Below are 26,459 nucleotides of genomic sequence, written 5' to 3'. Positions count from 1 at the left end.
ACTATTGGGTACGTTAGGACGAAAGATCCGCGAGGCGCAATATGGTTGCGCCTCGCGGGCTTTGTCAGATCAAGTGCAGATTACTTGCGGTACCAGTCGGCCACATTCCACAGCTCGGAGTCCCATACGTTCAGGACAACGCCGCCGAGGGAATTTGCGTGCGCAGAGACACGACCACGCTGCACCAGCGGGATCATACCGCCGTTGGACACGAGCATGTCGTTCAACTGCTTGCCGATCTTGGCGCGCTCATCAATGCCTGCTGTGGTGGTCAGCTGAGCATGCAGAGCGTCATATTCTGGCATACAGAAGCGAGAGATGTTCTCACCCTGCCACTGGGACTCAGGCTTTGGTGCCTTGTCGCAGAGACCGTTACCCAGATACGCCTGCGGATCGGTGCCGTTGAAGGTGTTCGCATACATCTGAACGTCTGCGTAGAACTTCTGGAAGGTGTCAGGGGAGCCTGGGTCACCGCCGAAGAACACGGATGCGTTGATGTTGCGCAGCTCGGTTTCAATGCCGATCTCAGCCCACCATGCTTTGATCAGGGCCTGGAAGTCCTGACGCACAGCGTTGGTAGAGGTCTGATAGAGGATCTTCAGAGGCACACCGTCTTTTTCACGCACGCCGTCGCCATCGGTATCCACGATACCTGCTGCATCCAGCATTGCGTTCGCGCCTGCGATGTCTTGGGTGTCGCAGGTGAAGGTGTCAGAGTTGAACGCCGCTGGCGCTGGAACCCAGTTACAGGTCACGTTGCCTGCGGTGCCGTAGCCGACTTCAACCAGAAGTGGGCGGTCAAGCGCCATGGACATCGCTTTGTAAACCGCTGGATCACGCAGGAATGGGTGTGGTTCTGCAGCCGTAGAGCGCACGCCTTCCGCCAGATCTGGCGATGGGTTGGTTTGGTTCAGCATCAGACGCTCGACCAGTGGGCCAAAGCCCGCAACCGGTGTACCTTTGCCGCCTTCTGCCATCTTTGCGATCACGTCAGGTGCCAGCTGCAGGTTCCAGCCATAATCAAATTCGCCGGTTTCCATAACCGCACGACCGGAATCTTCTGCAGAGCCGCCGCCTTTGAAGGTCACGGACGCAAAGGCAGGCTTCGCTGGGTCACGGTAGTTCGGGTTGGCTTCCATGGTGATCACGTCGTTCGGGCGGAACTCGGTGACAACGAATGGGCCGGTGCCGATTGGGCCGAAGTTCGCGTCTGTACACTCAGGTGCTTTGGCACCAAGACAGTCTGCGAATTGTGCCGCTTGGATGATTGGGCTTTCGCCACCAACAAACGGGCCATATGGGTTTGGCGTTGGCGCCGCAAAGTTCACAACGACAGTGGTCGCGTCTGGTGTTTCAACAGAGGAAACGCCTTCGAACTTGGTCACCTGCGCACAGCCACCTTCTGGGTGGGTACAATAGTCATAGGTGAATTTCACATCCGCAGAAGTGAAGTCAGAGCCGTCAGACCATTTCAGACCTGGGGTGATGTTCCAGGTGATGGAGGTCAGGTCAGAAGACACGCCACCATTGGAGGTTGTTGGGATCTCATTGACCAGCCAAGGAACGAGCTGGCCATCTTGGTTGTAGCGGGCCAGAGGCTCGATGATCATGGAAGCGGATTCAACATCCTTGGTACCGCCTGACAGGAACGGGTTCAGGATGGATGGCGCTTGCCAATAGATGATGCTGACATTGCCGTCGCTTCCGCGTTCAGCAAAGGCAGCTGGCGCAAATGCTGTTGCAGCAATTGCTCCCATTAACAGGGTCTTAATTTTCATATCATACTCCTAGTTGGACACATGCGTGTGCCGGTTGGGACGTCTCTAGATGGATCGTCTCCGCGCAAACCCCGAGAAAGATCAAACGCTAATAAGAACATTCGTTTAATGCTTTTACCCCTCAAGTTGCATCGCCATCGAAGCACAAATTAAGAAAAAAGCAAGCGGTCAAAAAACAATCATTCCCCTTTTTCCGCCGACTTAGGAGGATTTCCCGACGAACTGCCGAAATACGGGCATTCAGAGGATCAACTTCTTTCCTTTTTGGTCAAATTTTTAGCCTTTTGTTTCTTTTCTTCGCGAAAATAAGTCAGAAAATTCTGTTCTGGCCAGGCGCCGTAAGGTCATCTTGGACCCAAGGTCACTTTGTTTGACAGTTTGACGAAATGAGGCGTAGCCTGAGCGTAATTCAGTGAGGGTTCCTAATGCTTGATGTCCAAAACTCCGCGCCAATCGCGCAGATTGAAAACCTGCGCGTGGAGTTTCAAACCAAAGACGGTCCGGTGGTCGGCGTCGAAGATGTTTCCTTTAAAATCAACCCCGGAGAGACGGTTTGCGTCGTGGGTGAGTCGGGCTCGGGCAAGTCGGTCTCGTCTTTGTCTTTGATGCGGCTGGTGGAATTTGGCGGCGGTGATATTGCGGGCGGACGGCTGTTGTTTGACCGCGGTGAGTCGGAGCCAATGGACCTGTCCAAAGCACCTCAGGACCTGATGCGGTCGATCCGCGGCAATGAAATCGGCATGATTTTCCAAGAGCCGATGACGGCGCTGAACCCGGTTTTCACAGTGGGTCGACAGCTGACAGAAGGGCTGCGTCTGCACAAAGGTCTCAGCAAATCTGAGGCCGACGCGCGCGCATTGGAATTGCTGCGGCAGGTACGAATTCCGGAACCTGAGCGGCGTTTGGCGCAATATCCGCATGAATTGTCGGGCGGGATGCGCCAGAGGGTGGTGATCGCGATGGCTCTGGCCTGCGAGCCGCGGCTTTTGATTGCGGATGAGCCAACCACGGCGCTGGACGTAACCATTCAGGCCGAGATCCTTGCTCTGATGGACCGCCTGAAACGCGAGACCGGCACGGCTGTGATGTTCATCACGCATGATATGGCCGTGGTTGCGCAAATGGCCGACCGCGTGGTGGTCATGTTCCGCGGCAATAAGGTCGAAGAAGGCACCGTCGAAGAGATCTTTGAGAACCCGCAACACCCTTATACCAAAGCGCTTTTGGCCGCGGTCCCCAAGCTGGGCGAAATGCGCGAGAAGGCCAATCCAGAACCCATGAAGCTTTTGGGTCGTGAGCAAGGCAAGATCGAACCTATCATTGGCACACAAGAACCTCTGCTTAAGGTCGAGAACCTGACCACGCGGTTTGCTGTCAAAGGCGGATTCTTTCGCCGGACCGTGGCGAATGTTCACGCGGTTGAGGATCTGAGCTTTACGCTGAACAAGGGGCAAACCCTATCGCTGGTTGGGGAATCTGGCTGCGGGAAGTCCACGGCGGGGCGTTCAATCCTAAGGTTGGTCGAGCCGATGTCGGGCAAAGTCACTCTTGGCGACACCGATGTGATGGCGCTGAACCCCGGCGATCTGCGGGACATGCGGCGCGATATGCAGATGATTTTTCAGGATCCCTTCGCGAGCCTGAACCCGCAGATGCAGTTGGCCGAACAGGTGGCCGAGCCGATCCATAACTTTGGCACGCTCAAGGGTTCGGCGATTTCGGATCGTGTCTCAATGCTGTTTGATCGCGTTGAACTGCCGCGCAGCTTTATGCGCCGCTTCCCGCATGAGCTCTCCGGCGGCCAACGTCAACGTGTCGCGATTGCCCGCGCGCTTGCCTTGAACCCGAAACTGATCGTCGCGGACGAAGCGGTTTCGGCGCTCGATGTATCCGTACAGGCGCAGGTTCTGAACCTGATGATGGAGCTGCAGGCCGAACTTGGCGTGAGCTATCTGTTTATCTCTCACGACATGGCGGTCGTGGAACGTGTCAGCCACCAAGTTGGCGTCATGTATCTGGGCCGCATCGTTGAAATGGGCTCGCGCGCGCAGGTCTTTGAGAACCCGCAGCACGCTTATACGCGCGCTTTGATGAAGGCCGTTCCCATCGCCGACCCGCGCCAGCGCAAAGAGGAAAAAGACTTGAATTTCAAGCCGATCCCCTCCCCTATTCATCCGATTGGCTACGAGCCCGAGCCATCCAAATACGACGAAGTCGCCCCCGGCCACTTCGTTCTGACCACTGACAGCGGCTATTGATCCGCCCCACTGCTTGATCTGATTTTGCGAGGACCAGAAATATGCCAGTAAAGAACCGTTTTGCCGAGCTGCACGCGGATATCACCGAATGGCGACGCGACATTCATGCGCATCCTGAAATCCTGTTTGAAACCCACCGCACCTCTGCCCTTGTCGCCGAAAAACTGCGCGCCTTTGGCTGTGATGAAGTGGTCGAAGGCATTGGCCGCACGGGTGTCGTCGGAGTGATCAAGGGCCGGACGGACAGTGGCAAGGTTGTTGGTCTTCGCGCGGACATGGATGCGCTACCGATTCATGAGGCGACTGGGCTTGAGTATGCGTCGAAAAACGAGGGCGCGATGCATGCCTGTGGGCATGACGGCCATACCGCCATGCTTTTGGGTGCAGCGCAATATCTGGCTGAGACCCGCAATTTTGACGGCACAGCCGTGGTGATCTTCCAACCTGCCGAAGAAGGCGGCGGCGGCGGTCGTGAGATGTGCGAGGACGGCATGATGGACCGTTGGAACATCCAAGAGGTTTACGGCATGCACAATTGGCCAGGCGCGCCGGCGGGATCCTTCTCGATCCGCCCGGGCGCGTTTTTCGCGGCGGCCGATCAGTTTGAGGTGGTGTTTGAAGGCAAAGGCGGCCACGCGGCCAAGCCACATGAGACCATCGACACCACCTTGATGACAGCACAAGCCATCGTGGCGCTACAGTCTATCGCCAGCCGCAACGCAGATCCGGTCGAGCAGATCGTGGTCTCTGTCACCGGCATTCAAACGCCGACCATGCCGTTTAACGTGATCGCTCAGACGGTGACCATTCGTGGGACGGCACGGACTTTGTCCAAAGAAAACCGTGACCTGGCTGAAAAGCGTATCACCGAAATCTGCGAGGGTATTGCGACCACTTTCGGCGGTGTGGCCCATGTGAACTATATGCGCGGCTATCCGATCATGGCCAACCACGAGACCGAAACCGAATACGCGGCCAAGGCGGCGGCGGATGTGGCTGGCTCTTGCTCTGACGCGCCTCTGGTCATGGGCGGCGAGGACTTTGCCTATATGCTCGAGGAACGCCCCGGTGCTTATATCCTGATGGGCAATGGAGACACCGCGGCGGTGCACCATCCGGAATACAACTTCAATGACGACGTTATCCCGATGGGCTGTAGCTGGTTCGCTGAAATGATTGAACAGCGGATGCCTATCGCCAGCTAAGTCGCTCACAAATCAAAAAAGGCGCGCCCGAGGGTTGGCGCGCCTTTTTCTTTGCCTGTGTTGCCCTGCCCTATTGGGTCCACAGCTCTGTGTCTGGATGGAACTGAGACCACGCAAACCAAAACGCCTGATGGCTGCCAAGGTCTGACCCATCCGCGTCGACGGCTTTGATCCCGCCTGCCTCTAGTTTCAGACGCACGTTTTCAAAAGCGATCTCTTCGCCCGCTTGCAGCGCAAGGAAGGCGGTCGCGCGCTGGAAAGCCACCGGCTTGCCTGAGGCCGTGGTCACGCCGATGATGTCTTCGTGGATGGGCAGACGGGGGTCGACGTCTCCGACAGGAAAGATCGGCCCGTCTTTGTCGCGGTTGTTGCGGAAATCAAAATCTCGGCCCAGCGCCAGTTCTTCGACGAGGACGGTGGTTTCTGGATGTTGGGCTTTCCATGTGCCCCAGTCGGTGGTGATGACCGTGGCCTGATCCAGTTTCAAACCGATCTCGGCCAAGGGGCCGGTGACTGCGTGACCCAGGAAGGTGTCAAAGACGGAATAGGTGTTGTGGTCATACATAACCTTGTTTGAGCGGATCAAAAGACCGGAGGTCCTCAACACCGGACGCTCAACACCCGCTGGCATGTTGTCGGTGAAATAAGCCTGCATCGCGCCACAGAGGGTACAATATGGGATGCCCAACTGACGCCCGCCCAGCGTATCATTGACCATCTCGCGCACTTCCATGATGCGGCGCGGATAGGCGCGGGTTTCACCGTTTACTTCGACGCCAAAGACGATGTCGCTGTCCTTGAGCCACGTCGCTTCGTCTGCGGTGCTGACGGCCGGATCATCGGCGGCAGGGATACAGTTGTTGCAGATCTCTTCCAGCCCGAACGGTCTGTCATCGATCAGAACGCCTCCCCATGAGACAAGCCGCCAGTCAATGTCGCCTTCAACAAAGATGCGGTCCCATCCGGGGACAAAGCGGGTAAAAATCGTCCGCTTTTCATTGAGATAGCCCGGATAAGACGGCACATCCCAAGCGATCAAATGGTTGGTGATCTTGTTCCAGCGATCAAAGCTGTCAAATGAAATGCCAAGCAGCTCGCCTGCGGTATCAGAGAGCGCATTGTGGAATTCGAGCCGCCATGTGAAGCGCATCATATCGGCGATTGTCCAAGCCAGACGTGGATCGCCAGAGGCTGCGATGACGTCCAAAGCCTCGCTTTGATCGGTGCCCCAGCGGCCGTTCTCCAGGCTTTCCACAAAGACCACACGCACTGCCTCTTGCAACTCGGGCGACAGGTCGCCTGTTGGAATGGCGGGCGGCTCGCCAAATTGCGCGATCGCGTAGTCTGTCACCGTGTCTTGCGCCTGAACGGCCCCGGTAATGGGGGCAAGCGCCAAGACTCCGGCCAATAGAGATGCGGTGAGCTGTTTGAACGTCATGGATCTTCCTCGGAGGGTTCGTTGCCCAGAGCATCCACAGTTTCCGTTCACAGAGCCAATCACGATTACCTCAACAGGCAGTGAGAGGCCTGGTGGCACGTGATTTTAGCTTCCTCCGGTGGACCTTTCCCAGCCAATGGCGCATGGTCGTCGCAAAGATCGCGCAGAAACTGAGGCCACGCGCATGTTGGATATTTTCACAATTGTTGCACCGGTCTTTCTGGTGGTCGGCGCGGGCTATGTCGCTGTGTGGCAGGGGCTATTTTCTGATCAGGCCGTCGACGGGCTGATGGTGTTTTCCCAGAAGTTCGCCATTCCCTGTCTGCTTTTTGCGGCCATGGCGCAGCTGGATTTGAGTACCGCTTTTGACCCGAAGGTCCTCTTCGCCTATTTCGCCAGCGCGATTGGGTGTTTTTGCATCGGCATTGCTGTCGCCCACCACCTATTCGCGCGCCCCTGGCCAGACAGTGTCGCGATTGGCTTTGCGGCGATGTTTGCCAATACCGTCTTGCTTGGCCTGCCGGTTATGGAGCGCGCCTATGGCGTCGACGCCTTAGAGGCCAATTTCACCATCGTCGCCTTGAACGCCGCCACTTGCTATCTGATTGGCATTTCCACCATGGAATTCATTCAGGCCAAAACACGCGGCCGCGCCTTGGTCTTTACCGTGGCCAACGCCATGTTCCACAATTCCATTATGATCGGCATCGCGCTTGGGTTGTTGGTCAACGTCAGCGGCATCGCTATTCCTTTGATCTTTGCCGACGCGCTGGACCTTATGATCCGCGCCGCCCTGCCAGCCGCGCTCTTTGGCATGGGTGGTGTTCTGTTTCGCTATAAGCCTGAGGGAGATCTGCGCACGATCCTATTCCTCTGTGGTCTGTCCCTGATGGTTCAGCCTGCGATGGCTTTTGGACTTGCGCATTTGGGCGTGCTGGAAACCGCCAAGCTCCGGTCGGTGGTCGTGACCGCCGCAATGGCGCCCGGGATCAACGCCTATCTCTTTGCAGATATGTATGGGGTCGCGAGACGCGTAATCGCGACGTCTGTCTTGATCGGAACCGCACTGACCGTGATCACCGCATCATTCTGGCTATTGGTTCTCCCCTAGTTCAGCACGTGGGGGTTCGCGGTTTTAAAACTCAGCACGAAGCGCGTGAATGGACTGACTGAGTAGGACTTGATCTACAGCCACAGCCGTAAAGCTCGAGCCTAATGCGATCCAGCGTTTCGCGGCTTCTACATTGAGATCCATGAGCCCAATGGGCATGCCGATTTTCTTGCACCTCTCAAAGGCCTGCTCGATGGTTTTCACGACCTCAGGGTGGTCGAACTGACCCGGATAGCCCATGCTCGCGCTGAGGTCCGCCGGGCCAATAAAGACCGCATCCACCCCATCAACACCCGCGATCTCTTCAAGCGCCGCCATGCCCTTGGCGGTCTCGACCTGCACAATCAGGCAGAGCTCTTCTTCGGCGGTTGTGAAATAGTCCTCAACCTGCCCAAAGCGCGTGGCGCGAGTCATGCCCGCCATGCCGCGTATCCCGCGTGGGCCATAGCGCATAGCATCAACGGCGGCCTTCGCCTCGGCTTTGCTTTCCACATAAGGCACCATGATGGTCTGTGCGCCCATATCGAGAACGCGTTTGATCAGAACGGTGTCATTCCCCGCAACCCGCACGGCCGCCGAGGTCTGAGGATAGGCCGCTAGAGCTTGCAAGGCTGGCAGAGCGGCCGTGGCCTCAATCGGGCTGTGTTCGCAGTCGATCATAACCCAGTCATAGCCTGCATTGCCCAGCATCTCTGTGACGCCGCTTTCGCCGATCGAGTTCCAAATACCGAACTGATGCGACCCGGCCTTTAGCCCCGCTTTGAAAAGGTTCTTTGGGTTCTTCATGACGCCTCCTCAGCTCTCATGGCGGCCAGGGTATGTTCCAGACCGCGCAGAATATGGCGTTTCAGCACAGTCGCGGCCGCGTCGCCGTCGCGCGAGGGGGGTATCAAAAATATAGACTTTGCGACACAAGACATCTTTACCACAAAAGCGATCCTCTAGGATCGCGCGCTTCAGAGACTTGAGATCACGGCAAAAACGCATCTTTGGATCTATGCACTAGCCTTCTAGCGCGGATCAGTCGCGTGCTATTGAGATGCGGTGCTCTACTTTTTTCCGACGAGTTTATCGGCATGTGCCGCCGCCCAGTCGTGCATTGCCCGTAGCAGCGGGATCAGGCTTTGACCCAAGGGTGTCAAACTGTATTCCACATGTGGCGGGATCGTCTTGAAGTCTTTGCGCGCGACAATCCCGGCCTCTTGCAACTCATTCAGCTGTCGCGTCAGCGTGCGATGCGTGATGTTGCCAAGATTGCGCTGAAGTTGGTTAAATCGCGACGTTTCTTGCGCCAACCAATAGATCACGAGCAATTTCCACTTGCCCGAGATTGCTTCAATCAGCGGTTCGACGAGGCAATTCTCGTCGGGTTCGAGCTGTGCCATTTCAGTATCCTCAATGATCGTACTTGTCGTTTTGATCTTGCATTTTTAAGTAAGCTTCAGACACAGGAAACACAATGAGGATCGTAATGCCGTCTGCCGAACCACGCCCCACTTCTCGGCAAAAAGGTGGCTCATTGCCGCCAAAGGCAATTAGGTCACAAGACACATGAAAGGTAAGGCGCTCTTCATCCCCAAATACCGCAAAGCATTTCGGCGATAGAGACAACACTCTAAAGAAAAATACCGATGACAGGCATAGATCTTCCTAAATACCCGACACGTCACGGCTATATGACAGAGCGCATTCAAGAGGCCTATATCAAGTCGGCTGTCGAAAAAGAGCTGCTGCCTGCAGAGGCGCATCGAATGCCCGAAGTTGTCTCGCTGACAGCGCCGAGCGAAACATCCAAGCCCATCCAGTTCTGGCAGTTATACTCCATTCTGGGTCAGGAGCCGATTGTTGGCATCGTGAGCCGTTTCTATGAGCGTGTCTTCGCAGATGAACCGTGGTTCGTCTCCGTTTTTGAACGGGTCGGAGGCCTGAAGCACCACATCGCGACTCAGGCGTCCATGTGGATCGATGTCATGGGGGGCGGCCCTTACTATCACGGTGGCGAATACCGCCTGAGCTTTCACCATACACACAACGCTATGGCCCTCATGAACGACAAAGGGGCCGAGCGCTGGGTGACGCTCATGCGTCAGACGTTGGAGGATTCTGCGGATTTGATGACGGAAGATCCGCGCGTGCGTCAAAGCATCAACACGTTTCTTGCGTTTTTTATGACCAAATATGCCGACGAATTCGCGTTTGAGGATCGCCATATCTTTGGCGAAACCAATCCCCCACTGAAACGCCGCATCAATTTGATGAGAATGACCACTGAAGCTATCGAAAGCCTGAGCCAGCAAGAGCTGAGCGATGCCCTTGCAGAGCGTGGGGTGGATGTTTCGCAATATCAGGACAAACGCGCACTGGTCGAAAAAGCGCTGATGTTGTGAGGCCGGGCGAAGGGGAAAGTGGCTGCGGAGGCACCCGTCCATTCGGGTCGACACATCTAATTTTTCAGCATTATTTCAGAACCTTATGGGAACTTTCTCGTCCCAAGAAATTTGGCCCACGCGGAAAGACGCAGGCTATTTCTGACTCTCCATTTTTCTTGCGCCGCCCCCACCCGCTTCAACCGGATGTTTTGTAGGTCGAACCCGAAGCTGTTTCCTTGACGCAGCGGTTCAAAATTATCATATTCGAATTTAATAATTCGTAAGAGGTCTGCCATGAATTTCTCACGTAGACGGGTTCTAAGCCACGCTCTAGCTGCTCCTTTCGCCTGTGCTTTGCCCCACTTTGCCAAATCAGAAATCGCTTTGGGAAGCGCGTCTCTAACTACGGTGAGTGACGGAAGCCTGATGCTCCCTGGAAGCTTCATATTTGAACCGATGCCGCAGGATCAGTTGGACGACGTCCTTTTAGAGTTTGGCGTTTCGAAAGACCGCCTGACACCCGAATGCAATCTGGCGCTCTATCGAGATGGAGAAAACACAGTTTTATTTGACGTGGGTTCCGGCCCCGACTTCATGCCAAGCGCAGGCACGATCGTGGACAGCTTGGATGCGCTTGGATTGGCTCCGGAAGACATCACCCATGTGGTTTTCACGCATGCGCACCCGGATCACATTTGGGGGCTTCTTGACGAGTTCGATGACCCATTATTCTACGACGCAACCTACATGATGGGTCGACAAGAGTGGGACTATTGGTGGAATCCCGAGACCGTCTCGACCATCGGTGAGGCTCGCGCGGCTTTCGCGGTTGGAGCCAAGCGACGGATGGAGGCGATTGAAGATTCTGTTGTCCTATTTGATGACGGATCGGAGATTCTTCCGGGGATCGCCGCAGTTTCCTCGCCCGGGCATACTCCGGGGCATATGGGATTTGAAATTCGAAACGGGTCCAACGCAGCGCTTGTTGTTGGCGATGCGATCGGAAACCACCATGTTGCGTTTCAGCGTCCCTCCTGGGAAAGCGGATCAGATCAGGACGCAGCGCTGGCCGTCAAAACGCGGCAGATGCTTTTTGATCGGCTGACCTCAGAAGACCTTACGCTGATTGGGTTCCATTTGCCCGACGGTGGCATGGGCAAAGTCGAGCGGTATCGCGATGGTTATCGGTTTATTGGGATCTGATGATGCGCTATGTCCTTCCTTTCATTTTTTTCGCGTCACCACTTCTGGCCAGCGAAGATATTGCAGATCAGTACCCTGCATCTGCGCTCTATTCCAAACCCATCGAAGTCATCCCTCATGTTTGGTCTGCAATCGGTGCGACAGCTCCCCCGACTTATGAAAACACGGGGCATAACAACAACCTAAGCTTCATTGTCACCGGTGACGGCGTCATTGTTGTTAACGGCGGCGCGGCCTATGTGCTAGCGCAAGCGCTGCATCAAGAGATCAAAGCAATCACGGATCAGCCGGTAAAATTGGTGATCAATGAAAATGGCCAGGGGCATGCGATGTTGGGCAACTCCTATTGGTCTGAGTTTGGCGTCCCTATTCTCGCCCATGTGGATGCAGCGCATGAAATTGCCGAGCGCGGTCCGTTCATTCTCGAGAATATGAAACGCTACAATCGTGACAAATCGGAAGGCACGTTCATCGCGCCCCCAACCATTACCTTTGAAGATAAACATTCAATTGAAATGGGGTCTTACACGATAGAGGTGCTTCACCTCGGCCCAGCACATGGTCCAGGGGATATTCAGGTCTGGTTGCCGGAACAAAGCCTTGTCATCGCCGGTGACATGGCATTTCACCAGCGTATGCTTCCGATCTTTGAAGACACGATCGTCTATGACTGGATCGAAACCTGGGAAACCGGGTTTGAAGCGTTGAATGCCACATATGTGATACCGGGACACGGCACGCCAACGAATATGGACCAGGTCCGTCGCTACACGCGTGACTACCTGGTGTATCTCCGCGAGAAAATTGGTGAGCACCTAGACAATGGTGGCGATCTCGCTGAAGCCTACTATGTTGATCAGAGCCCCTATAGACACCTCGATACGTTCGAGGAACTGGCGACCAGAAACGCCGGTCGCGTGTATGAGCAGATGGAGTTCGAGTGAGCAAGTCAGTCGCGAGACAACGCAATTCCCTAAAGCATATGCGCTTTATGTGGTTCAGCGCGGTTCTTTTGGTAGCGATCCTGAAAGCTGGCCAACTGCTTGCCGAAGCCCCGATCATGAGTGCCGAGCAAGCTTTGGAAAGCGTAGCATCAGGAGACATCGTGTTGATCGACATTCGCTCGGAACAGGAATGGAAGGAAAGCGGGTTGGCCGCGGGCGCGTGGCCTATTTCAATGCACCGCCCTGATTTCGCAACGCAACTCCAGACGCTGTTAGCTCAATACGCCCCAGAAAAGATCGCACTCATCTGCGCAACGGGCGGTCGCTCGTCCTATATCGCAGAGGTGTTGGAGCGTAACGGCATCGCAGGTGTCGTGGATGTATCAGAAGGCATGTTCGGCAATCAGCGCGGCAAAGGTTGGATTGAAAAGGGCCTTCCCCTGGTTGATCTAAAAGACGCGGCGGATGCCTATGACGCCGCGCGCGACACTTGGGCGGCTACGAACTAAGGTCTTCAAATCCACCTGCGTGTTTGCGCCAAATAGGACTCGGCTTCGCCTCCAAAGGTTTCTTTGAGTAGCTCTTCTTCAATCGCAGCAAAACGCGTATCCAACACACGCCATAGGGCAAGCGTGACGAATAGACCAAATACGGAGCCCGCGCCCAATGCAGAGGCCGCTGTGAGCATCACAAGCGCAAGATAAATTGGGTTCCGAGACACCCTGTATGGCCCTTCGACAATAAGGGCCTTGGGCGTGTGATGCGGCTCGATTGGCGTTTTCTTTCGCCAAAACCAAATGGCCGACCACATGATCAATGCGAGCGCAGCTGCAAGAATCACACGCGAAAGTAATTCCAAAATGGCGCTCTCAGCGTGCAGCCCAGGTGCGACCCACCCAAACGCATGAATGAGGGCGATACTCGCAACCCACCAGATCGGAGGAATATCCGGAAACCCTTTCACTATTGTGCAGCCATAGGCGCGCGTGCGAGCTCACATTGCGTCCAGAGGTCCTCAAGCGCGGACACCAGCCTTTCCACATCATCACTGCTGTGAACAGGCGATGGCGTGATCCTGAGGCGTTCTGTGCCTTTTGGGACGGTCGGGTAGTTTATGGGCTGGATATAGATGCCGTACCTCTTAAGCAGCGTGTCCGAGATAAACTTACATTTTCCCGGATCACCCACAACCACAGGGATAATGTGACTTGGATTGTCGATATGCGGCAGTCCGATCGCATCCAGTCGCGCGCGCACTTCGGCCACACGAGCCTGATGGGTCTCGCGCTCTTTGCGACTGTTCTTCAGGTGTTTGACAGAGGCCGCCGCCCCTGCCGCAACCGAGGGCGGCAATGCGGTTGTAAAAATGAACCCGCTGGAAAACGATCTAATAAAGTCGCAGAGCTTAGCCGAGGCGGCAATATAGCCCCCCACGACACCAAAGGCCTTGCCCAAAGTGCCCTCGATAACCGTGATCCGATCCATCAAACCACGCTCTTCTGCGATCCCACCACCCCGAGGACCATAGAGCCCGACAGCATGAACCTCGTCCAGATATGTCATTGCCCCATATTTATCTGCCAGATCACAGATTTCCTTGATTGGCGCGATATCGCCATCCATGGAATAGACGCTTTCAAAGGCGATCAGCTTTGGTTGCTCTTTTGGGAGCGCCCGCAACTTCGCCTCTAAGTCGCCAACATCATTGTGTTTCCAGATCACTTTCTGGGCTCGCGAATGACGGATGCCTTCGATCATTGATGCATGGTTTAGCGCGTCCGATAGCACAACGCAGTTCGGTATCTTTGAGGCCAAAGTTCCCAAAGCTGCCCAATTGGAAACATAGCCCGACGTAAACAGCAAAGCGGCCTCTTTGCCATGCAAATCTGCGAGCTCTTTCTCCAAGAGTACATGCGCATACGTGGTGCCCGAAATGTTGCGGGTGCCCCCTGCCCCGGCTCCGGTTCGATCAAGCGCGTCATGCATCGCTGCAAGCACCGCAGGATGCTGCCCCATTCCCAGATAGTCGTTTGAGCACCAAACCGTCACCTCGCCCGGACCATTGTGACACGTGGCATTTGGAAATGCGCCGCGGTGGCGCTCCAACTCGGCAAATTCTCGATAGTTGCCGTCGTTCTTTAGCGATTGCAGTTGCTGGTCGAAAAAGGCTTCAAAGTCCATTAGAACGCACTCGCATCCGTCACAATATCCTGCAGCAGCGCTTGGATTTTTTGCATCGGCCCCTCGGGATAGGTCCTGTGTCCAATGGAGACGTCGCCGTTTATCTCAGTGACGAAAATTCCGTATGGACAGAATTGGATATTGCTGGGATCTGCCTCCATAACCTCTCGGGACAGGACCGCAGAACAGAAAAGAAAGATGTCGGCCGCGTCAAAGATTGCGGCATCGCTCCCAACATCTACTCCGGTTCGGTTGAGCATGTCGCCGACGTGACTGACGTAGTCAATCACAAGTCCCCGATCCACAATCGCACTTTCAACGGCAAAACTCGCGTCTTCGAAACTCCCGTCATAGGGGACGAGCACAGGCGCCTCAGAAAATGCCGGCGTGGCGAGCAACAACAGGGGCAGCACAATGTTGCGCATGGCGAACCTCAACAATTTGGAAAACCCGGGCCACAAGAGGCCCGGGTTTTATAGTACTAGCCAAACATGTCGGCTGTGATACCGGAATACCAGCCTTCGGACTCTTCGTAAGTCGCTTTACGAACATCCGCGGATTCACCGGTCTGAGAGATGAAACCGTCAACCTTGGCGATCTTCTCAGCCGTCGCTTCATATGTCGCGCCCACTTTGACACCGTCATTGGTGTCAATCAGAGACCAGCACGTGTTGGAGAACTTGGCTGGGAAGATTTTCGACCCTGTCAGCGCGCCGCGTACCGCGTTTGCACAGACTTTCGCCTGAGAGTTCGCAGAGAAGCCAGACTTCGGCATATCGCCTTGCTGCGACGCATCCCCCAAGACGTAAACATCAGGATCAGCTTTGGTGGACATGTCTACGGCGTTGACTGGAGCCCAGTTGCCGTCGGTTACGCCCGCGATATCCGCGATTTTGCCCGCTTTCATGGCAGGGATCACGTTGCAAACATCCACTTTGTTGACGTCACCGTCGATGGACAGAGTCATCGCATGGGTATCAACAGCAACATTGCCGCCACCGAAGTCTTCGCCGACCCATTCGATCATTCCGTCATAGTGGTTTGACCAGCCTTCTTGGAACAATCCCATCTTAGAGAACTTTGGCTTCGGATCGGCAATCAGGATCTTGGCCGTAGGGTTGTTGTTCTTGAGGTAATGGGCAACCATCGAAATCCGCTCGTATGGCCCTGGAGGACAACGATACGGGTTTGGAGGCGCAACCATTGCAAAGGTCCCGCCCTGTGGCATTGCCATCAGTTGAGCTTTCAGTAGTTCAGTCTGGGACCCTGCCTTATAAGCATGCGGCATCGCGTTTTGCGAGGTGATGTCCCATCCAGGAACCGACATATCGACGAAATCGATACCGGGGCTCAGGATCAACTTGTCGTATCTTAGCGCAGAACCGCCAGCCAGCGTCACTGTCTTGGTGTCACGATCAACGCCAATTGCCCAGTCGTGAACAACATTCACGCCATTCGCTGCGAGCCCACCATAGGTGTGGCCTAGATCGTCCATCTCTTTAAAACCACCAAGATAGAGGTTTGAGAAGAAGCACGTGTAGTATTTGCGGGTTGGTTCAACCAAGGTGACGTCGATCTCACCTTTGCTGTCCTTGGCAATGTAACGCGCAGCGGTCGCACCGCCGGCACCACCGCCGATGACAACAACCCGTGGCTTGCCATGACCTGCACCTAGAACCATCGGTGCCGCAAGCGTTGCCGAAGCGGCCACCGTCGTTCCTAGGAAAGTCCTTCTGTTCATAGTCATATTGGGGTCTCCTCCCTTTTATTTTCGCCTCAGTTCCCGAAGCTTTTGAAATACGCTGCCAAGGCTGCGATCTCGTCATTGGCTAATCGGCCAGTAATCATCTGCATGACTGGGTTTTCGCGGTGCTTTTCCTTGTAGGCGTGCATTGCGATCACAAAGTCTTCAGTCTCCCACCCGACAATCGAAGGTATGCCGTCGTTGCCGCCATTTGCCTGGTGGCAGGTTGTGCATTCTGACCCTAAATACTCCCCATATTCAGGGTCCCCTTCGATCGCGAGGATCTCTTGTGAAACGGTAAAACCCGTCTCAGGGGCCGCAGCTTGCGCGGCGTCTTCGCCACTAGCGAAAGCTATTCAGGTACGCGACAATGGCTTCCTGATCTCCTTTCTTCTTGAGGCCTGAGAAGGCCATTTTGGTCCCTTTGATGTAGGACTTCGGCTTTGCTAGAAACGCCGCGAGAGACTCTTCATCCCAAACGCGCCCTTCTTCCATCAACGCTTTGAAAGCGTTGGAATATCTAAAGCCGTCAACCGAACCCACCGTGCGCCCAATCAGGCCGTTCAACTGAGGGCCGGACTTGTTCTTGGCACCATCACCGACTTCGTGGCAGGCCTTACACTTCTTGAAGACTTTTTCACCAGCCGCGATCAGTTCCGCGCCGGCATCAGCGCCCGTTGCAGGCTCGGCCGCAGCCTCCTGAGCCGCAGGCGCTTCGGGCTTCGCAGTAGACGCCGGGATGAACGAAGGACCATTCGCCGTGAAAGACGGAATCCCCTCTAGCGAGCTGTGGTTCATCACAGAATTGGATCCACCTTCTGGGGGCGTTTCCACCAGAAAGACCGAGCGCATCGTCACGGCAACTTCGTCTTTACAGTTGCTCATACAGGGCTCGGCGCGCCATTCCGCATATTCCAGCTCAGGCCGATCATCGATCACAAAGCCCTTGGCGTTGTACATGTCGAAATCCGAGAAATTTTCGTTTGAAAGAACGAAGTCGTCATCCACCAAGTCGTTGGAATATAGGATGTAAGCCACAATCGCGTAGGTCTCATCGGCGGTCAGCGTGCCCGCTTCCCCAAAGGGCATAGAGCGGTTGATATAGTCCCAGGCAGTCGAAAGATGTGGCCAATAGGAACCGACAGTTTTGACTGGGTCTTCGTCGGCGAGCGTGTCAAAGCCCCCTGCCAGAACCGGCCAATTGTCTACACCCTCAGCGAAATCACCATGGCAAGACCCGCAACGGTCGGCAAAAACTTCCTCGCCGGTCCAAACGTCACCCTGTCCAGCAGGGAGCCCGCGACCGTCTGGCAAGACATCCACGTCCCATGCGGCAATTTCTTCGGCCAGCGCTGCGCGTCCAAGACCAAATGTGCCCTCAGAAACAGGCGCTGGTGCGGTCAGAGTTGCAGTCATCATGGCCGCTTCAGCTTTGGCGGCTTCGAGTTCGAGGGCCAACGAAGACGCAAGTTGTTTGGACTCTGCGGCTTGCGCATCGACCTGCGCAATTCTGCCTTCCAGCATCGACATGCGGTCGTCGGCATATTCGCGGTTTGACATGACCAACGCCACGGCGATGACCAATGAGATCCCACCAAAGGCCGGCAGATAAATCTGATTAAGAGACTTCGACATTCTCGGCCACCCCTTCTACGTTGACGTACCAAGTCTGGATACAGTTGTTGTGATAAACGGCGTTTTCGCCGCGCTGCTCGCGCAGTTGATCTTTCGTGGGTTGCACATAGCCGGTTTCATCCATCGCGCGGGATTGCAGAAGCATCGGCGCGCCATCCCATTCGGTGTCCAGATAGAACCGTGTCAGCGCTTTTGTGTCGCCCTGTTTGCCAAGACGCGCGGTTTCCCAGGTGATCCCGCCATCTTTGGAAACATCGACGCGTGTAATCTGGCCGTGACCTGACCAAGCAAGACCGGAAATCACAAGCGGGCCTGTGCCATGTGTGATGGGCATCTGTGGGCTGGGAGAGGTAATCACAGATTTCGCATCCATGACCCAGGTCCACTTGCGAGCGGTACCGTCCTCATAGACGTCCGTGTATTTGGAGGTTTCTTCGCGACTTTCGACAGCGGTATCAACGACCTCTATTCGACGCAGCCATTTCACCCACATGTTGCCTTCCCAGCCAGGCACAACAAGGCGCACTGGATAACCGTGCTCCATCCGCAGCGCTTCGCCATTGGCCTTGAACGCGACGAGAACGTCATCAAGCGCCTTTTCCATTGGGATCGAACGGCCATTGGAAGATGCATCCGCACCTTCAACATAAACCCATTTATCAGACGATATGTCTGCACCCGCCTCTTGCAGCAATGTCCGCAAAGGCACGCCGGTGTATTCCATATTGTGGATCATACCATGGGTGAACTGAGCCCCATTCAACTGAGCTCCAGCCCATTCCATCCCTGTGTTGGCCGCGCATTCGCAGAAGTATACGTGGTTTTCACGCGGGAAACGCTCGATATCTTCGTAGGTGAACACCAAGGGTCGATCGACCAAGCCATTGATCATCAGGCGATAGTCTTCTTTACGCAGCTCAATGGCGCCCGAGTGATGACGCTCAAAGGCACAGCCTTGTGGTGTAATCGTTCCATCCAGAGCATGGATCGGCGTAAAGTTGATCGAGGAAATGGGCGAGGCTGTGAGCCATTCCACATTGCGACGCACGACATGGGATTCATATTGGATCGGCATGCCATAGGGCGTTTCATCAACCCCTGCACCGGTGTACGACGCCCAGTCCTGCAATTCGGTGATCAAAGGATCTGGCGTCTGCGCCCCGGCAGCGCCAGCAACGGTGCCGGCGGCGGCAGCGGCGCTTCCCCTTAGGAAGGCCCGGCGGGATGGCTTTGACAGCTTGTTCATTCGTCTCAAAGTCTCCGAGGATTAAATGCCGACAACGTCGACGCTGTTGTTGTCTTGCACCGTGACCGTACCCAGCTTGCGAATGTGGCTTTCAACCACATCCCAAATCTGAGGGCCTTCGGTGCCTTCATTCACGCTGGCCCAACCGGCCACGACATAGGATTTTGAAGGGTCAATCTGCTCGCCAGTCGACAAGAGCGTCATGTTAGAAATACGCTCACCTTGAGGCTTGCTCACGTCGACGCGGTAGCCGAGGCCACCCGTGCGCACCATATCCCCACCCTGCTGGTAATATGGGTCTGGGTTAAAGATGTTATCGGCGACGTCTTCGAGCACAACCTTCAGGAATTCGCCTGTCATTTCAGTGCGATAGGCCTCGCCATATGTCATTGAGGTCACGCCCCAGATGTCCTCGCGGGTAATATCCTGACCCGCGATAAGGCTTGGCCCCCAACGCACCCCTGGGCTCAGAGCAATCTCGGCATCGCGTTCGCTGATCAGCGCATCGCAAATCACATCGTCCCACGTGCCATTGAAGTTGCCGCGACGGTAGAGCGTGCTATCAGTCTTGCCGATCACTTCACCCATCGCCGCCTCATATGGCGCGCGCTGTGCATCAATCAGGGCGGAAACTTCTGGATCTGGCGCAATAACGTCCGAGAAAATTGGAATGAGCTTGGTGCGATAGCCCATCATCTGCCCATCGCGAATGTCCAGATCAACGCGGCTCACGAACTTACCATTCGACCCTGAGGGTACGATGATCGTCTTACCAACCAAAACCGGTTCTGGCAGCGCATCATGCGTGTGACCTGACAAGATCACATCAATCCCTGGCACAACGCTGGCCATTTTTTTATCAACGTCAAAGCCGTTGTGGCTGAGCACGACCACACATTCCGCGCCCATGGAACGCACTTCGTCCACCATAGCCGCCATGTTTTCATCGCGAATCCCAAATGAGTACTCGGGGAACATCCACCGCGGATTGGCGATCGGCATGTATGGGAAAGCCTGCCCGATAACGGCGATTTTTGTGCCGCCACGCTCAAACATTTTGTAAGGCGGGAAGAGTTCCGTCGGCTCGTCCCATTCTGCATCAAAAATATTCTGGCCAAGCGCTGCAAACGGCAAGCTTTCGACGATCTCGTTGACCCGGTCGCTGCCAAGGGTGAATTCCCAGTGGAACGTCATCGCATCAGGTTTGAGCGCGTTCATGACGTTGACCATGTCCTGACCCTGGGTGTGATAGGTCGTATAGGAGCCGTGCCACGTGTCACCGCCATCGAGCAGGATCGCATCCGGCCGATCCGCGCGAATTGCGTTTATGACCGTCGCGACGCGATCCAGACCGCCGACGCGTCCGTACCCCTCTGCCAAAGCTGCAAAGTCACCGGAACTTAGGGCATAGTGGCTCGGGCTTCCGTCATTGATGCCATAGAGCTTGCGAAAGTCTGCCCCCGTTACATGCGGTACTGCACCTTTGTTAGAACCGACACCAATGTTGATGGACGGTTCGCGGAAATAGATCGGCTTAAGTTGCCCATGGATGTCTGTCACATGGATCAGCGACACATTTCCATAGGTGTCAAAATTCAACAGTTGATCTTGCGTGAGCTTTTGCTGGGCCGCCAGTCGTGCCCAGTTTCCAAACCCCGATGCCCCAAGAAGCGCTGAGGCCGCCATGCTGACTTGCAGAAAATCTCGACGTGAGATCATTGACTTTTCTTTCTCATATTCGAATTCGTTAATATGTATAACGCATGAAGACCCCAGAACTCACACTCCGGGGTCTTCAGAATTAGTTACGTACAGAAGGAGTTTCGACGGACAGACCTTGTCCACGCGACGCGATGTACAACTCCAGAGCTTTGAACTCGTCGCTGCCTTCTGCGTAAGGCGTCGCGCGAATATTGCTCATGCACCCCTTGAATCGACCGTGGATCGAGTTCAGCTTTGCGTTTTTCAAACGATAGGTGGGGAAGCCATTGATCTGTCCCTGGCTGAGGTGGTCCGCACGGATCATCACACCGTAGTTGTCTTCGTGGCAATTAGAGCAAGCCATATCAAGCTGCCCAACACGTTGGTAATACAGCGCTTTGCCGGCTTCCCAATGAGCCGCTGCGTCTCCGTCGATCGCAACGTTCATAGGCATACCCCTCGACTGCAAGCCAATCAGCGCGGTCATCGCTGTCATGCTGCCGCTAGACCACTTCCAAGGGTCGGCCCCCATATGCTCGACACGGCTTTTGTTGATGAGATCTTCGAGCGTTACCAGCTTGCCGTCCTCGACCCGCGGAAGCGTAGCACGTAAACCGGCAAAGTCCTCTATCGCATGGCAAGAGGCGCAGGCTTTCCCCTGAGATCCATCCTCTGTTGCCCAGATTTCTTCTGCCTGTTCCACAAAGACGAAAGCGGGATTGTCAAAGTCGTCCATCTCTAGCGCCTGGGTTTCAGGCGCCCGGAAACGCCAGCCAGAATAGATGGTGTCGACATTATCCATGTGTGATGGCGCGGCGATCTCTGTCACCATTGGCACGCCATCAATTGTCAAATTGCTGGCATCCTGGGCGGACGCCACCGACCCAAAGATCGCTATAGCGGCGGATGTAATCCACAGTCTAGCTTGCATTGTATTCCTCCCTCGTCGAAGATCTAAGCACTTACGAAACGCTGATTTTTTTCGCTGTTTCGTAGACAGATCCGTCGTCGTCATACCACGTGAACTTGAACTCGCCGCTTTCCGGCACAACCGCGTCGAACTGGAAATAAGGGTTGGTCGAGATTGCTGGCTCGAGCGCCACATCAATCACACTTTGCCCATTAAACTCGGCGACAAAGCGGTTGATGATTGAGCGTGGGATTGTATTGCCGTCTGCGTCTTTACGCTGGCCGCTTTCCATCTTGTGGCTGATCAAGGTTTTGATCGTAATCGTATCGCCCGCAGCTGCGGTCTTTGGTACTTTGACGCGTGGTTTTACACCAGATGCCATGATAATTCTCCTTACCGCTTTTAGCCGCCGCAGCCGCCGATTGTGACCTTCACGTTGGCCTTCGCCATCTGGAATGATCCGTCTTCCATTTTCGCCACAGCAATCACGTTTTGCGTGGACGCCAAACGAATACGCGTGGAGGCGCTACGAGACGCACTCAGCGGTCCGAACTTGAACGTTGCGACGTTCGGAGTTGGGTTGCCGTCCGCATACAAGGTAACCTCAACCGCGCCTGGCGCATCGACACCGATTGGCACAGTGTTGCCGTTCTCTGCGATTTCCGGAGCGGTCAGGGAAATAGCCCCCTCACCCAGTTCTGCGCCACTCGTCAACGCCGCGATTGCATCGTCCGCCAAGCTTGCAAAAGCTGGCAGAGCGGACAGGCTCGCCATTGCAAAGCTGCCAGTTCCAAGCGCGAGGAGGTCTCGCCGTGTTAGTTTCATGTTACTCTCCATTTCAGGAAATCATTCTTCTTTCAGCGTAAGTAGATACGCGACGACATCTTCAACTTGCTGAGCTGTCAGGATGCTTTTGCCCTCGAATTTCTCGAGCGGGCGTGTGTAGCCGGCATCGATATAGAACGCAGGCATGATGGTATCATCGAACATCATTTTCGCGTTTGTCACGATCCCACGCAGCTCTGCTGCGGTCCAACGATCAGCCACGCCATCCAGAGGCGGCCCAACCTCACCGTGGAAGCTTTGTTCATCCAGATCGGCATTCATATGACAGGCGAGGCAATTGCCTTGCTTTCTATTGGCGAACACCTTGCGGCCGTTAACCGCGTCGCCTGCTGAACCGGTCAATGCATCCGAGACCGCACCATCAGAGAAGGCAACTTTTTGTGGGGTGACATCTGCCGCTAACGCAACAGACGCGCACATTATCAGGCCAACGCCATATCCAATCGCTTGGTTCATAACCCCTCCCTAGGTCGATTCCGTGCCTTGGTTAGAAGTACACTACGGTACACCTGCGATTTCTTGCAACAACAAATTCGCTTTTATGAATTTTTTCATATGTTCGCTGTCGCAGAAAATTTTGAAATTTTATTTCGCTACCGCAGAATTTTATCCCTTCTGTTCCGCGAACTTTCGGGCGTGATACTTTTGAAACGGCTCGTCGCCAAGATACCCCTCTTCGACGACCCAGGTTAGCATGTTCAACGTCGTCCACCGCCCAAAAGCCCCTGGCATATGAGCGACCGCCGCTTGCGTGGCAACGGCATCCTGAGGCACTTCGGTTGGGAAAAAGTAAATACTAGGCGTAAACAATGCGCCCCACCGTTTGACCATGTCTTTTTCTGGCAGAGTTGTGCCGTCGAAGTCAGTAACTTCGACATCTCCGAACATATTGATCTGCACGACAAAGAAGTTCTCGGTGATAAAATCCTGGATCGCGGGAACAGGGAACACTTCTTCATGCATCTTGGTGCAATAGATACAGCCGCGCTGCTCGACCATGACCATAAGCCGCTTGCCTTCGGCATTTGCTTCTTCCAGGTCTTCACGCAAATCTTTGAATGTGTCGCGCATCCACGGGGTTTTGTGCAGACCGTCGTCGCCAATCTCTGCGGCAACAACCGCCCCACCCCAGATCACAACCACCAAACCTAACAGGAAACGTTTCATCGCAAGTCCTCCATTATCCAATCGTGGCGAACCACGGAATATGTCTCAGCATCCATTCGGCAATGACGTTCACCGAATTCGTCGCAATCAAAAGACCAAAAACGACCAGCAAAACCCCGGTGATCTTCTCGACAGTCCCAAGATGTTTTCGGAACTTTGACATCCACCGCATGAATGGCCCGACAAACAAAGCCGCAAGCACGAATGGCGCGGTCATCCCGATCCCATACGCAAAGAGCAAACTGGCCCCATGCGAGGCTGTTTCTTGACCGGCAGCCGTAAACAAGATCGCTGCCAAAACTGGACCAACACAGGGCGTCCAACCAAACGCGAAAGCCAAACCTATGACATAGGAACCAAGGTATCCCACGTTGCTGGTACTTCCGACATCTGCCCGAAACTGACGGTAAAGAATGCCAATCTTGAATATCCCGAGGAAGTGGAGCCCCATTGCAAGGATGATCGCAGCAGCAGCCCAACGCAAAACATCAAAATATTGCCGAACCAACTCACCAAAAACTGTCGCAGTTGCGCCCAGAGCCACAAAAATCGTGATCACGCCCAGCGCAAAACAAATCGCTGAAAAAACCGCGCGAATCCGCACAGATCTGGGGATCTCGGCATCTGCTGAGATTTGGTTCATTCCCACGCCAGCAAGGTAACTTAGGTAAAACGGAACGATTGGCAGGATGCAGGGTGACAAAAAAGACAACAAACCTGCCACCAATGCCCCAAAAAGCGTGACATCGAACATGAAACGCCCCTCCTCGCCTTGTCATATTCACAAATTATATTATGTTTGAGTCAATAAATGCGTCAACAAGAGTTTCATTGTGAAAACGTTCTTGGCATCAATCACCGCCCTTTGGATGGCGACTACGGCTTTTGCCGAACCTTATCTGCTGATGGCGGAAGAGGATGGGTGCTATTGGTGTGAGCGTTGGAACCAGGAAATCTCTGCGATTTATCCGAAGACACCGGAAGGACACGCGGCCCCTCTTCAGCGTGCTGACATACACGCTTTGCCTGAGAGCGTTTCGTTTGCGCGCCGTGTACACTTTACGCCAACGTTTATCCTGATCGACAACGACAAAGAAATCGCGCGGATCGAAGGCTATCCCGGAGAAGATTTTTTCTGGGGATTGCTGGGAATGATGCTCGAAAAAGCCGAAATACCCTACAAAAATGCTGGTTAATACCCTATGAACCAAAACATGACACAGCAAATCGAAACGAGCACAACGCGCCTACCCGTGTTTGACAAGAACATGTGCGCGAGTGAAATGGATCGTATGGCCGAAAATGCGGTCAATGCAGCGAACTTCCTCAAGGCCCTTGGCCACGAAGGTCGCCTGATGATCCTGTGCCACCTCGTCACCGGCGAAAAGTCTGTCACAGAACTCGAAGAGCTGTTGTCCTCGCGGCAATCGGCGGTTTCCCAACAACTGACGCGACTGCGCCTGGAAGGTTTTGTCACCCCACGCCGGGACGGGAAGACCATCTACTACAGCTTGACAGATGATCGACCGAAGCAAATCATGGAGATCGTCTACGATCTGTTTTGTCGTAGCGAGTAGTCGCGTGCGTAGGTGCGTTTGGTTTTGGGAGGAACCAAATGCTTGAATGGTTTGGCGAAGGTAATTTTGCCGCATTGGTAGGACTGCTGGGTGGGATTGCCCTTGGTCTGGCCGCGCGCATCGGGCGGTTTTGCACGCTTGGCGCGATTGAAGACTTCCTTTATGGCGACAGCACTGCGCGCTTGCGAATGTGGGCGATTGCGATCGGCGTCGCTGTTATTGCCACCCATGTCGCCATTGGATTTCAGCTTTTTGTACCATCAGACGCGGCCTATCTCGACCGTGTTTGGAACCCATTGGGCACCATCGTTGGAGGACTGATGTTTGGGTACGGGATGGCTCTTAGCGGGAATTGCGGTTACGGCGCACTCGCCCGTTTAGGAGGCGGTGATCTGCGGGCGTTTGTAATCATCCTGGTTATGGGACTTTCGGCCTATTTCGTTATGTCTGGCCCCTTGGCAACAACGCGCGTTTGGCTCTTTCCCGTAGAAACTGATGCGACTTCGCCGCAGGGATTCTCGCAGTTACTTGAAACCTTTGGCATCAAAGCCGCCTACTCTGGCGTGGCAATCGGCTTGGCTATTCTCGCCGGAACACTCTTTTTCTTTAAAGAGTCTTTGCCCGCAAAATCTATATTCTGGGGATCGGTAGTTGGCCTTGCTGTCGCATCCGGTTGGATCGGCACCACGTGGATCGCTGAGAACGGATTTGCCGTCGAACCGGTCGAGACCCATACATTTGCGGCGCCTATTGGCGATACGATTTTTTATTTCATGACGGCTTCGGGCAATGAACTGTCGTTCAGCGTGGGCTCAATACTCGGTGTGCTCATTGGCGCAGCCATGGGTTCTTATTCCAAAGGCCATTTCCGTTGGGAAGCTTGCGAAGACCCTCGCGAGCTCAAGCGTCAAATACTGGGAGCCAGCATCATGGGCCCAGGCGCGATCCTGGCCGTCGGTTGCAGTGTCGGCCAAGGTATTTCAGCGTTTTCGACCCTCGCCTTTAGCGCGCCGGTCGCATTGCTCTCGATCTTCATCGGATGCGCATTTGGTTTGAGACAGCTGATCGTCGGTTTCTCGGCGACCTCCAGTTAACGCGGTTTCATAAGCTGGTAAGTTTTGGAATTGGTTCAAAATTGAATCTAAA

General features: G+C 54.8%; 27 protein-coding genes. 10 read left to right on the top strand and 17 right to left on the bottom strand.

Going from position 1 to position 26,459, the window contains the following annotated elements; translation table 11 throughout:
* Positions 1-80 precede the first annotated feature (80 nt).
* Positions 81-1,778 carry a peptide ABC transporter substrate-binding protein gene (locus HZ995_RS11955; RefSeq protein ID WP_209355880.1) on the bottom strand — a complete coding sequence of 566 codons (1,698 nt, stop codon included), beginning with the start codon at positions 1,776-1,778 and terminating at the stop codon, positions 81-83.
* 425 nt (positions 1,779-2,203) lie between these two features.
* On the opposite strand from HZ995_RS11955, the gene HZ995_RS11950 reads away from it, so the two are divergent.
* Together HZ995_RS11950 and HZ995_RS11945 are read left to right on the top strand one after the other, a co-directional pair.
* Entirely contained in the window at positions 2,204-4,036 is a 1,833-nt protein-coding gene (locus HZ995_RS11950) for an ABC transporter ATP-binding protein (RefSeq protein ID WP_209355879.1), read from the top strand.
* A 41-nt stretch (positions 4,037-4,077) separates the two neighbouring features.
* Positions 4,078-5,241, top strand: a complete 1,164-nt coding sequence (locus tag HZ995_RS11945; protein ID WP_209355878.1) for a M20 aminoacylase family protein — start codon at positions 4,078-4,080, stop codon at positions 5,239-5,241.
* Positions 5,242-5,311: 70 nt separating this feature from the next.
* Here the strand turns inward: HZ995_RS11945 and HZ995_RS11940 are convergent, their stop codons facing one another.
* On the bottom strand, positions 5,312-6,679 hold the full coding sequence (locus HZ995_RS11940; protein ID WP_209355877.1) for a DUF3179 domain-containing (seleno)protein: 1,368 nt from the start codon (positions 6,677-6,679) through the stop codon (positions 5,312-5,314).
* A 136-nt stretch (positions 6,680-6,815) separates the two neighbouring features.
* On the opposite strand from HZ995_RS11940, the gene HZ995_RS11935 reads away from it, so the two are divergent.
* Positions 6,816-7,790 carry an AEC family transporter gene (locus tag HZ995_RS11935; RefSeq protein WP_348521213.1) on the top strand — a complete coding sequence of 325 codons (975 nt, stop codon included), beginning with the start codon at positions 6,816-6,818 and terminating at the stop codon, positions 7,788-7,790.
* A gap of 24 nt (positions 7,791-7,814) precedes the next feature.
* On the opposite strand, the gene HZ995_RS11930 is transcribed toward HZ995_RS11935, so the two are convergent.
* Both HZ995_RS11930 and HZ995_RS11925 read right to left on the bottom strand, forming a co-directional pair.
* Complete coding sequence (locus HZ995_RS11930; protein ID WP_209355876.1) at positions 7,815-8,576, bottom strand: HpcH/HpaI aldolase family protein; 762 nt, start codon at positions 8,574-8,576, stop codon at positions 7,815-7,817.
* Positions 8,577-8,839: 263 nt separating this feature from the next.
* Positions 8,840-9,175: a winged helix-turn-helix transcriptional regulator gene (locus HZ995_RS11925; RefSeq protein WP_209355875.1), complete on the bottom strand. Its 336-nt coding sequence runs from the start codon at positions 9,173-9,175 to the stop codon at positions 8,840-8,842.
* 246 nt (positions 9,176-9,421) lie between these two features.
* Here HZ995_RS11925 and HZ995_RS11920 point away from each other — a divergent pair, with 246 nt between their 5' ends.
* From HZ995_RS11920 to HZ995_RS11905, 4 genes are all read left to right on the top strand, one after another.
* Positions 9,422-10,177 (top strand): hypothetical protein, encoded by a 756-nt coding sequence (locus HZ995_RS11920; RefSeq protein WP_209355874.1) that lies wholly within the window; start codon positions 9,422-9,424, stop codon positions 10,175-10,177.
* A gap of 276 nt (positions 10,178-10,453) precedes the next feature.
* Positions 10,454-11,362: an MBL fold metallo-hydrolase gene (locus HZ995_RS11915; RefSeq protein WP_209355873.1), complete on the top strand. Its 909-nt coding sequence runs from the start codon at positions 10,454-10,456 to the stop codon at positions 11,360-11,362.
* A complete protein-coding gene (locus tag HZ995_RS11910) occupies positions 11,362-12,306 on the top strand; it encodes an MBL fold metallo-hydrolase (RefSeq protein WP_209355872.1) in 945 nt (314 codons plus the stop codon). The genes HZ995_RS11915 and HZ995_RS11910 overlap by 1 nt, the downstream gene beginning before the upstream one ends.
* A complete protein-coding gene (locus HZ995_RS11905) occupies positions 12,303-12,815 on the top strand; it encodes a rhodanese-like domain-containing protein (RefSeq protein ID WP_209355871.1) in 513 nt (170 codons plus the stop codon). The genes HZ995_RS11910 and HZ995_RS11905 overlap by 4 nt, the downstream gene beginning before the upstream one ends.
* A gap of 5 nt (positions 12,816-12,820) precedes the next feature.
* On the opposite strand, the gene HZ995_RS11900 is transcribed toward HZ995_RS11905, so the two are convergent.
* From HZ995_RS11900 to HZ995_RS11840, 13 genes are all read right to left on the bottom strand, one after another.
* Positions 12,821-13,117 carry a methyltransferase family protein gene (locus tag HZ995_RS11900; protein ID WP_245168806.1) on the bottom strand — a complete coding sequence of 99 codons (297 nt, stop codon included), beginning with the start codon at positions 13,115-13,117 and terminating at the stop codon, positions 12,821-12,823.
* Between the two features lie 152 nt (positions 13,118-13,269).
* Entirely contained in the window at positions 13,270-14,487 is a 1,218-nt protein-coding gene (gene hemA / locus HZ995_RS11895; protein WP_209355869.1) for a 5-aminolevulinate synthase, read from the bottom strand.
* Positions 14,487-14,912 (bottom strand): DUF302 domain-containing protein, encoded by a 426-nt coding sequence (locus tag HZ995_RS11890; protein ID WP_209355868.1) that lies wholly within the window; start codon positions 14,910-14,912, stop codon positions 14,487-14,489. Before HZ995_RS11890 ends, hemA begins: the two co-directional genes overlap by 1 nt.
* 56 nt (positions 14,913-14,968) lie before the next feature.
* Positions 14,969-16,234: an NAD(P)/FAD-dependent oxidoreductase gene (locus tag HZ995_RS11885; RefSeq protein ID WP_209355867.1), complete on the bottom strand. Its 1,266-nt coding sequence runs from the start codon at positions 16,232-16,234 to the stop codon at positions 14,969-14,971.
* 339 nt (positions 16,235-16,573) lie between these two features.
* Complete coding sequence (locus tag HZ995_RS11880; protein ID WP_209355866.1) at positions 16,574-17,866, bottom strand: c-type cytochrome; 1,293 nt, start codon at positions 17,864-17,866, stop codon at positions 16,574-16,576.
* Complete coding sequence (soxC, locus tag HZ995_RS11875; RefSeq protein WP_209355865.1) at positions 17,850-19,112, bottom strand: sulfite dehydrogenase; 1,263 nt, start codon at positions 19,110-19,112, stop codon at positions 17,850-17,852. The genes HZ995_RS11880 and soxC overlap by 17 nt, the downstream gene beginning before the upstream one ends.
* A 21-nt stretch (positions 19,113-19,133) precedes the next feature.
* Positions 19,134-20,831 carry a thiosulfohydrolase SoxB gene (gene soxB, locus HZ995_RS11870; RefSeq protein WP_209355864.1) on the bottom strand — a complete coding sequence of 566 codons (1,698 nt, stop codon included), beginning with the start codon at positions 20,829-20,831 and terminating at the stop codon, positions 19,134-19,136.
* Positions 20,832-20,913: 82 nt separating this feature from the next.
* Positions 20,914-21,744, bottom strand: a complete 831-nt coding sequence (gene soxA / locus HZ995_RS11865) for a sulfur oxidation c-type cytochrome SoxA (RefSeq protein ID WP_209355863.1) — start codon at positions 21,742-21,744, stop codon at positions 20,914-20,916.
* A gap of 31 nt (positions 21,745-21,775) precedes the next feature.
* The gene (gene soxZ, locus HZ995_RS11860) at positions 21,776-22,105 is read right to left on the bottom strand and encodes a thiosulfate oxidation carrier complex protein SoxZ (protein WP_209355862.1); all 330 of its coding nucleotides are present in this window, start codon (positions 22,103-22,105) and stop codon (positions 21,776-21,778) included.
* A 20-nt stretch (positions 22,106-22,125) separates the two neighbouring features.
* Complete coding sequence (gene soxY, locus HZ995_RS11855; RefSeq protein WP_209355861.1) at positions 22,126-22,548, bottom strand: thiosulfate oxidation carrier protein SoxY; 423 nt, start codon at positions 22,546-22,548, stop codon at positions 22,126-22,128.
* A gap of 21 nt (positions 22,549-22,569) precedes the next feature.
* On the bottom strand, positions 22,570-23,025 hold the full coding sequence (soxX, locus tag HZ995_RS11850; protein WP_209355860.1) for a sulfur oxidation c-type cytochrome SoxX: 456 nt from the start codon (positions 23,023-23,025) through the stop codon (positions 22,570-22,572).
* Between the two features lie 150 nt (positions 23,026-23,175).
* Entirely contained in the window at positions 23,176-23,736 is a 561-nt protein-coding gene (locus HZ995_RS11845; RefSeq protein ID WP_209355859.1) for a thioredoxin family protein, read from the bottom strand.
* Positions 23,737-23,749: 13 nt separating this feature from the next.
* Complete coding sequence (locus HZ995_RS11840) at positions 23,750-24,490, bottom strand: cytochrome c biogenesis CcdA family protein (protein WP_209355858.1); 741 nt, start codon at positions 24,488-24,490, stop codon at positions 23,750-23,752.
* A gap of 79 nt (positions 24,491-24,569) precedes the next feature.
* Here HZ995_RS11840 and HZ995_RS11835 point away from each other — a divergent pair, with 79 nt between their 5' ends.
* Genes HZ995_RS11835 through HZ995_RS11825 form a run of 3 tightly spaced genes read left to right on the top strand, consistent with a single transcriptional unit; the run spans position 24,570 to position 26,407 of the window.
* Entirely contained in the window at positions 24,570-24,932 is a 363-nt protein-coding gene (locus HZ995_RS11835; protein WP_432417972.1) for a thioredoxin fold domain-containing protein, read from the top strand.
* 18 nt (positions 24,933-24,950) lie between these two features.
* Complete coding sequence (locus HZ995_RS11830) at positions 24,951-25,313, top strand: ArsR/SmtB family transcription factor (RefSeq protein WP_209355857.1); 363 nt, start codon at positions 24,951-24,953, stop codon at positions 25,311-25,313.
* Between the two features lie 38 nt (positions 25,314-25,351).
* Complete coding sequence (locus tag HZ995_RS11825) at positions 25,352-26,407, top strand: YeeE/YedE family protein (RefSeq protein WP_209355856.1); 1,056 nt, start codon at positions 25,352-25,354, stop codon at positions 26,405-26,407.
* Positions 26,408-26,459 lie beyond the last annotated feature (52 nt).

This window comes from Cognatishimia activa (assembly GCF_017798205.1).
Taxonomy (GTDB): Bacteria; Pseudomonadota; Alphaproteobacteria; order Rhodobacterales; family Rhodobacteraceae; genus Cognatishimia; species Cognatishimia activa_A.
Note: the sequence above shows the minus strand (reverse complement) of the source record. Positions and strands in the feature narration are given on the sequence as shown.

What these genes read in the sequence shown, in the direction of transcription:
- HZ995_RS11925 (WP_209355875.1), bottom strand. Translation starts at nt 9,175, where the DNA reads ATGGCACAGCTCGAACCCGACGAGAATTGCCTCGTCGAACCGCTGATT.
- HZ995_RS11915 (WP_209355873.1), top strand. Translation starts at nt 10,454, where the DNA reads ATGAATTTCTCACGTAGACGGGTTCTAAGCCACGCTCTAGCTGCTCCT.
- soxB (WP_209355864.1), bottom strand. Translation starts at nt 20,831, where the DNA reads ATGATCTCACGTCGAGATTTTCTGCAAGTCAGCATGGCGGCCTCAGCG.
- HZ995_RS11920 (WP_209355874.1), top strand. Translation starts at nt 9,422, where the DNA reads ATGACAGGCATAGATCTTCCTAAATACCCGACACGTCACGGCTATATG.
- HZ995_RS11945 (WP_209355878.1), top strand. Translation starts at nt 4,078, where the DNA reads ATGCCAGTAAAGAACCGTTTTGCCGAGCTGCACGCGGATATCACCGAA.
- soxZ (WP_209355862.1), bottom strand. Translation starts at nt 22,105, where the DNA reads ATGGCATCTGGTGTAAAACCACGCGTCAAAGTACCAAAGACCGCAGCT.
- HZ995_RS11885 (WP_209355867.1), bottom strand. Translation starts at nt 16,234, where the DNA reads ATGACTATGAACAGAAGGACTTTCCTAGGAACGACGGTGGCCGCTTCG.
- soxA (WP_209355863.1), bottom strand. Translation starts at nt 21,744, where the DNA reads ATGCAAGCTAGACTGTGGATTACATCCGCCGCTATAGCGATCTTTGGG.
- HZ995_RS11935 (WP_348521213.1), top strand. Translation starts at nt 6,816, where the DNA reads ATGGCGCATGGTCGTCGCAAAGATCGCGCAGAAACTGAGGCCACGCGC.
- HZ995_RS11900 (WP_245168806.1), bottom strand. Translation starts at nt 13,117, where the DNA reads ATGTGGTCGGCCATTTGGTTTTGGCGAAAGAAAACGCCAATCGAGCCG.
- HZ995_RS11890 (WP_209355868.1), bottom strand. Translation starts at nt 14,912, where the DNA reads ATGCGCAACATTGTGCTGCCCCTGTTGTTGCTCGCCACGCCGGCATTT.
- HZ995_RS11880 (WP_209355866.1), bottom strand. Translation starts at nt 17,866, where the DNA reads ATGTCGAAGTCTCTTAATCAGATTTATCTGCCGGCCTTTGGTGGGATC.
- HZ995_RS11840 (WP_209355858.1), bottom strand. Translation starts at nt 24,490, where the DNA reads ATGTTCGATGTCACGCTTTTTGGGGCATTGGTGGCAGGTTTGTTGTCT.
- soxX (WP_209355860.1), bottom strand. Translation starts at nt 23,025, where the DNA reads ATGAACCAAGCGATTGGATATGGCGTTGGCCTGATAATGTGCGCGTCT.
- HZ995_RS11845 (WP_209355859.1), bottom strand. Translation starts at nt 23,736, where the DNA reads ATGAAACGTTTCCTGTTAGGTTTGGTGGTTGTGATCTGGGGTGGGGCG.
- hemA (WP_209355869.1), bottom strand. Translation starts at nt 14,487, where the DNA reads ATGGACTTTGAAGCCTTTTTCGACCAGCAACTGCAATCGCTAAAGAAC.
- HZ995_RS11910 (WP_209355872.1), top strand. Translation starts at nt 11,362, where the DNA reads ATGATGCGCTATGTCCTTCCTTTCATTTTTTTCGCGTCACCACTTCTG.
- HZ995_RS11950 (WP_209355879.1), top strand. Translation starts at nt 2,204, where the DNA reads ATGCTTGATGTCCAAAACTCCGCGCCAATCGCGCAGATTGAAAACCTG.
- HZ995_RS11830 (WP_209355857.1), top strand. Translation starts at nt 24,951, where the DNA reads ATGACACAGCAAATCGAAACGAGCACAACGCGCCTACCCGTGTTTGAC.
- soxC (WP_209355865.1), bottom strand. Translation starts at nt 19,112, where the DNA reads ATGAACAAGCTGTCAAAGCCATCCCGCCGGGCCTTCCTAAGGGGAAGC.
- HZ995_RS11955 (WP_209355880.1), bottom strand. Translation starts at nt 1,778, where the DNA reads ATGAAAATTAAGACCCTGTTAATGGGAGCAATTGCTGCAACAGCATTT.
- soxY (WP_209355861.1), bottom strand. Translation starts at nt 22,548, where the DNA reads ATGAAACTAACACGGCGAGACCTCCTCGCGCTTGGAACTGGCAGCTTT.
- HZ995_RS11940 (WP_209355877.1), bottom strand. Translation starts at nt 6,679, where the DNA reads ATGACGTTCAAACAGCTCACCGCATCTCTATTGGCCGGAGTCTTGGCG.
- HZ995_RS11930 (WP_209355876.1), bottom strand. Translation starts at nt 8,576, where the DNA reads ATGAAGAACCCAAAGAACCTTTTCAAAGCGGGGCTAAAGGCCGGGTCG.
- HZ995_RS11825 (WP_209355856.1), top strand. Translation starts at nt 25,352, where the DNA reads ATGCTTGAATGGTTTGGCGAAGGTAATTTTGCCGCATTGGTAGGACTG.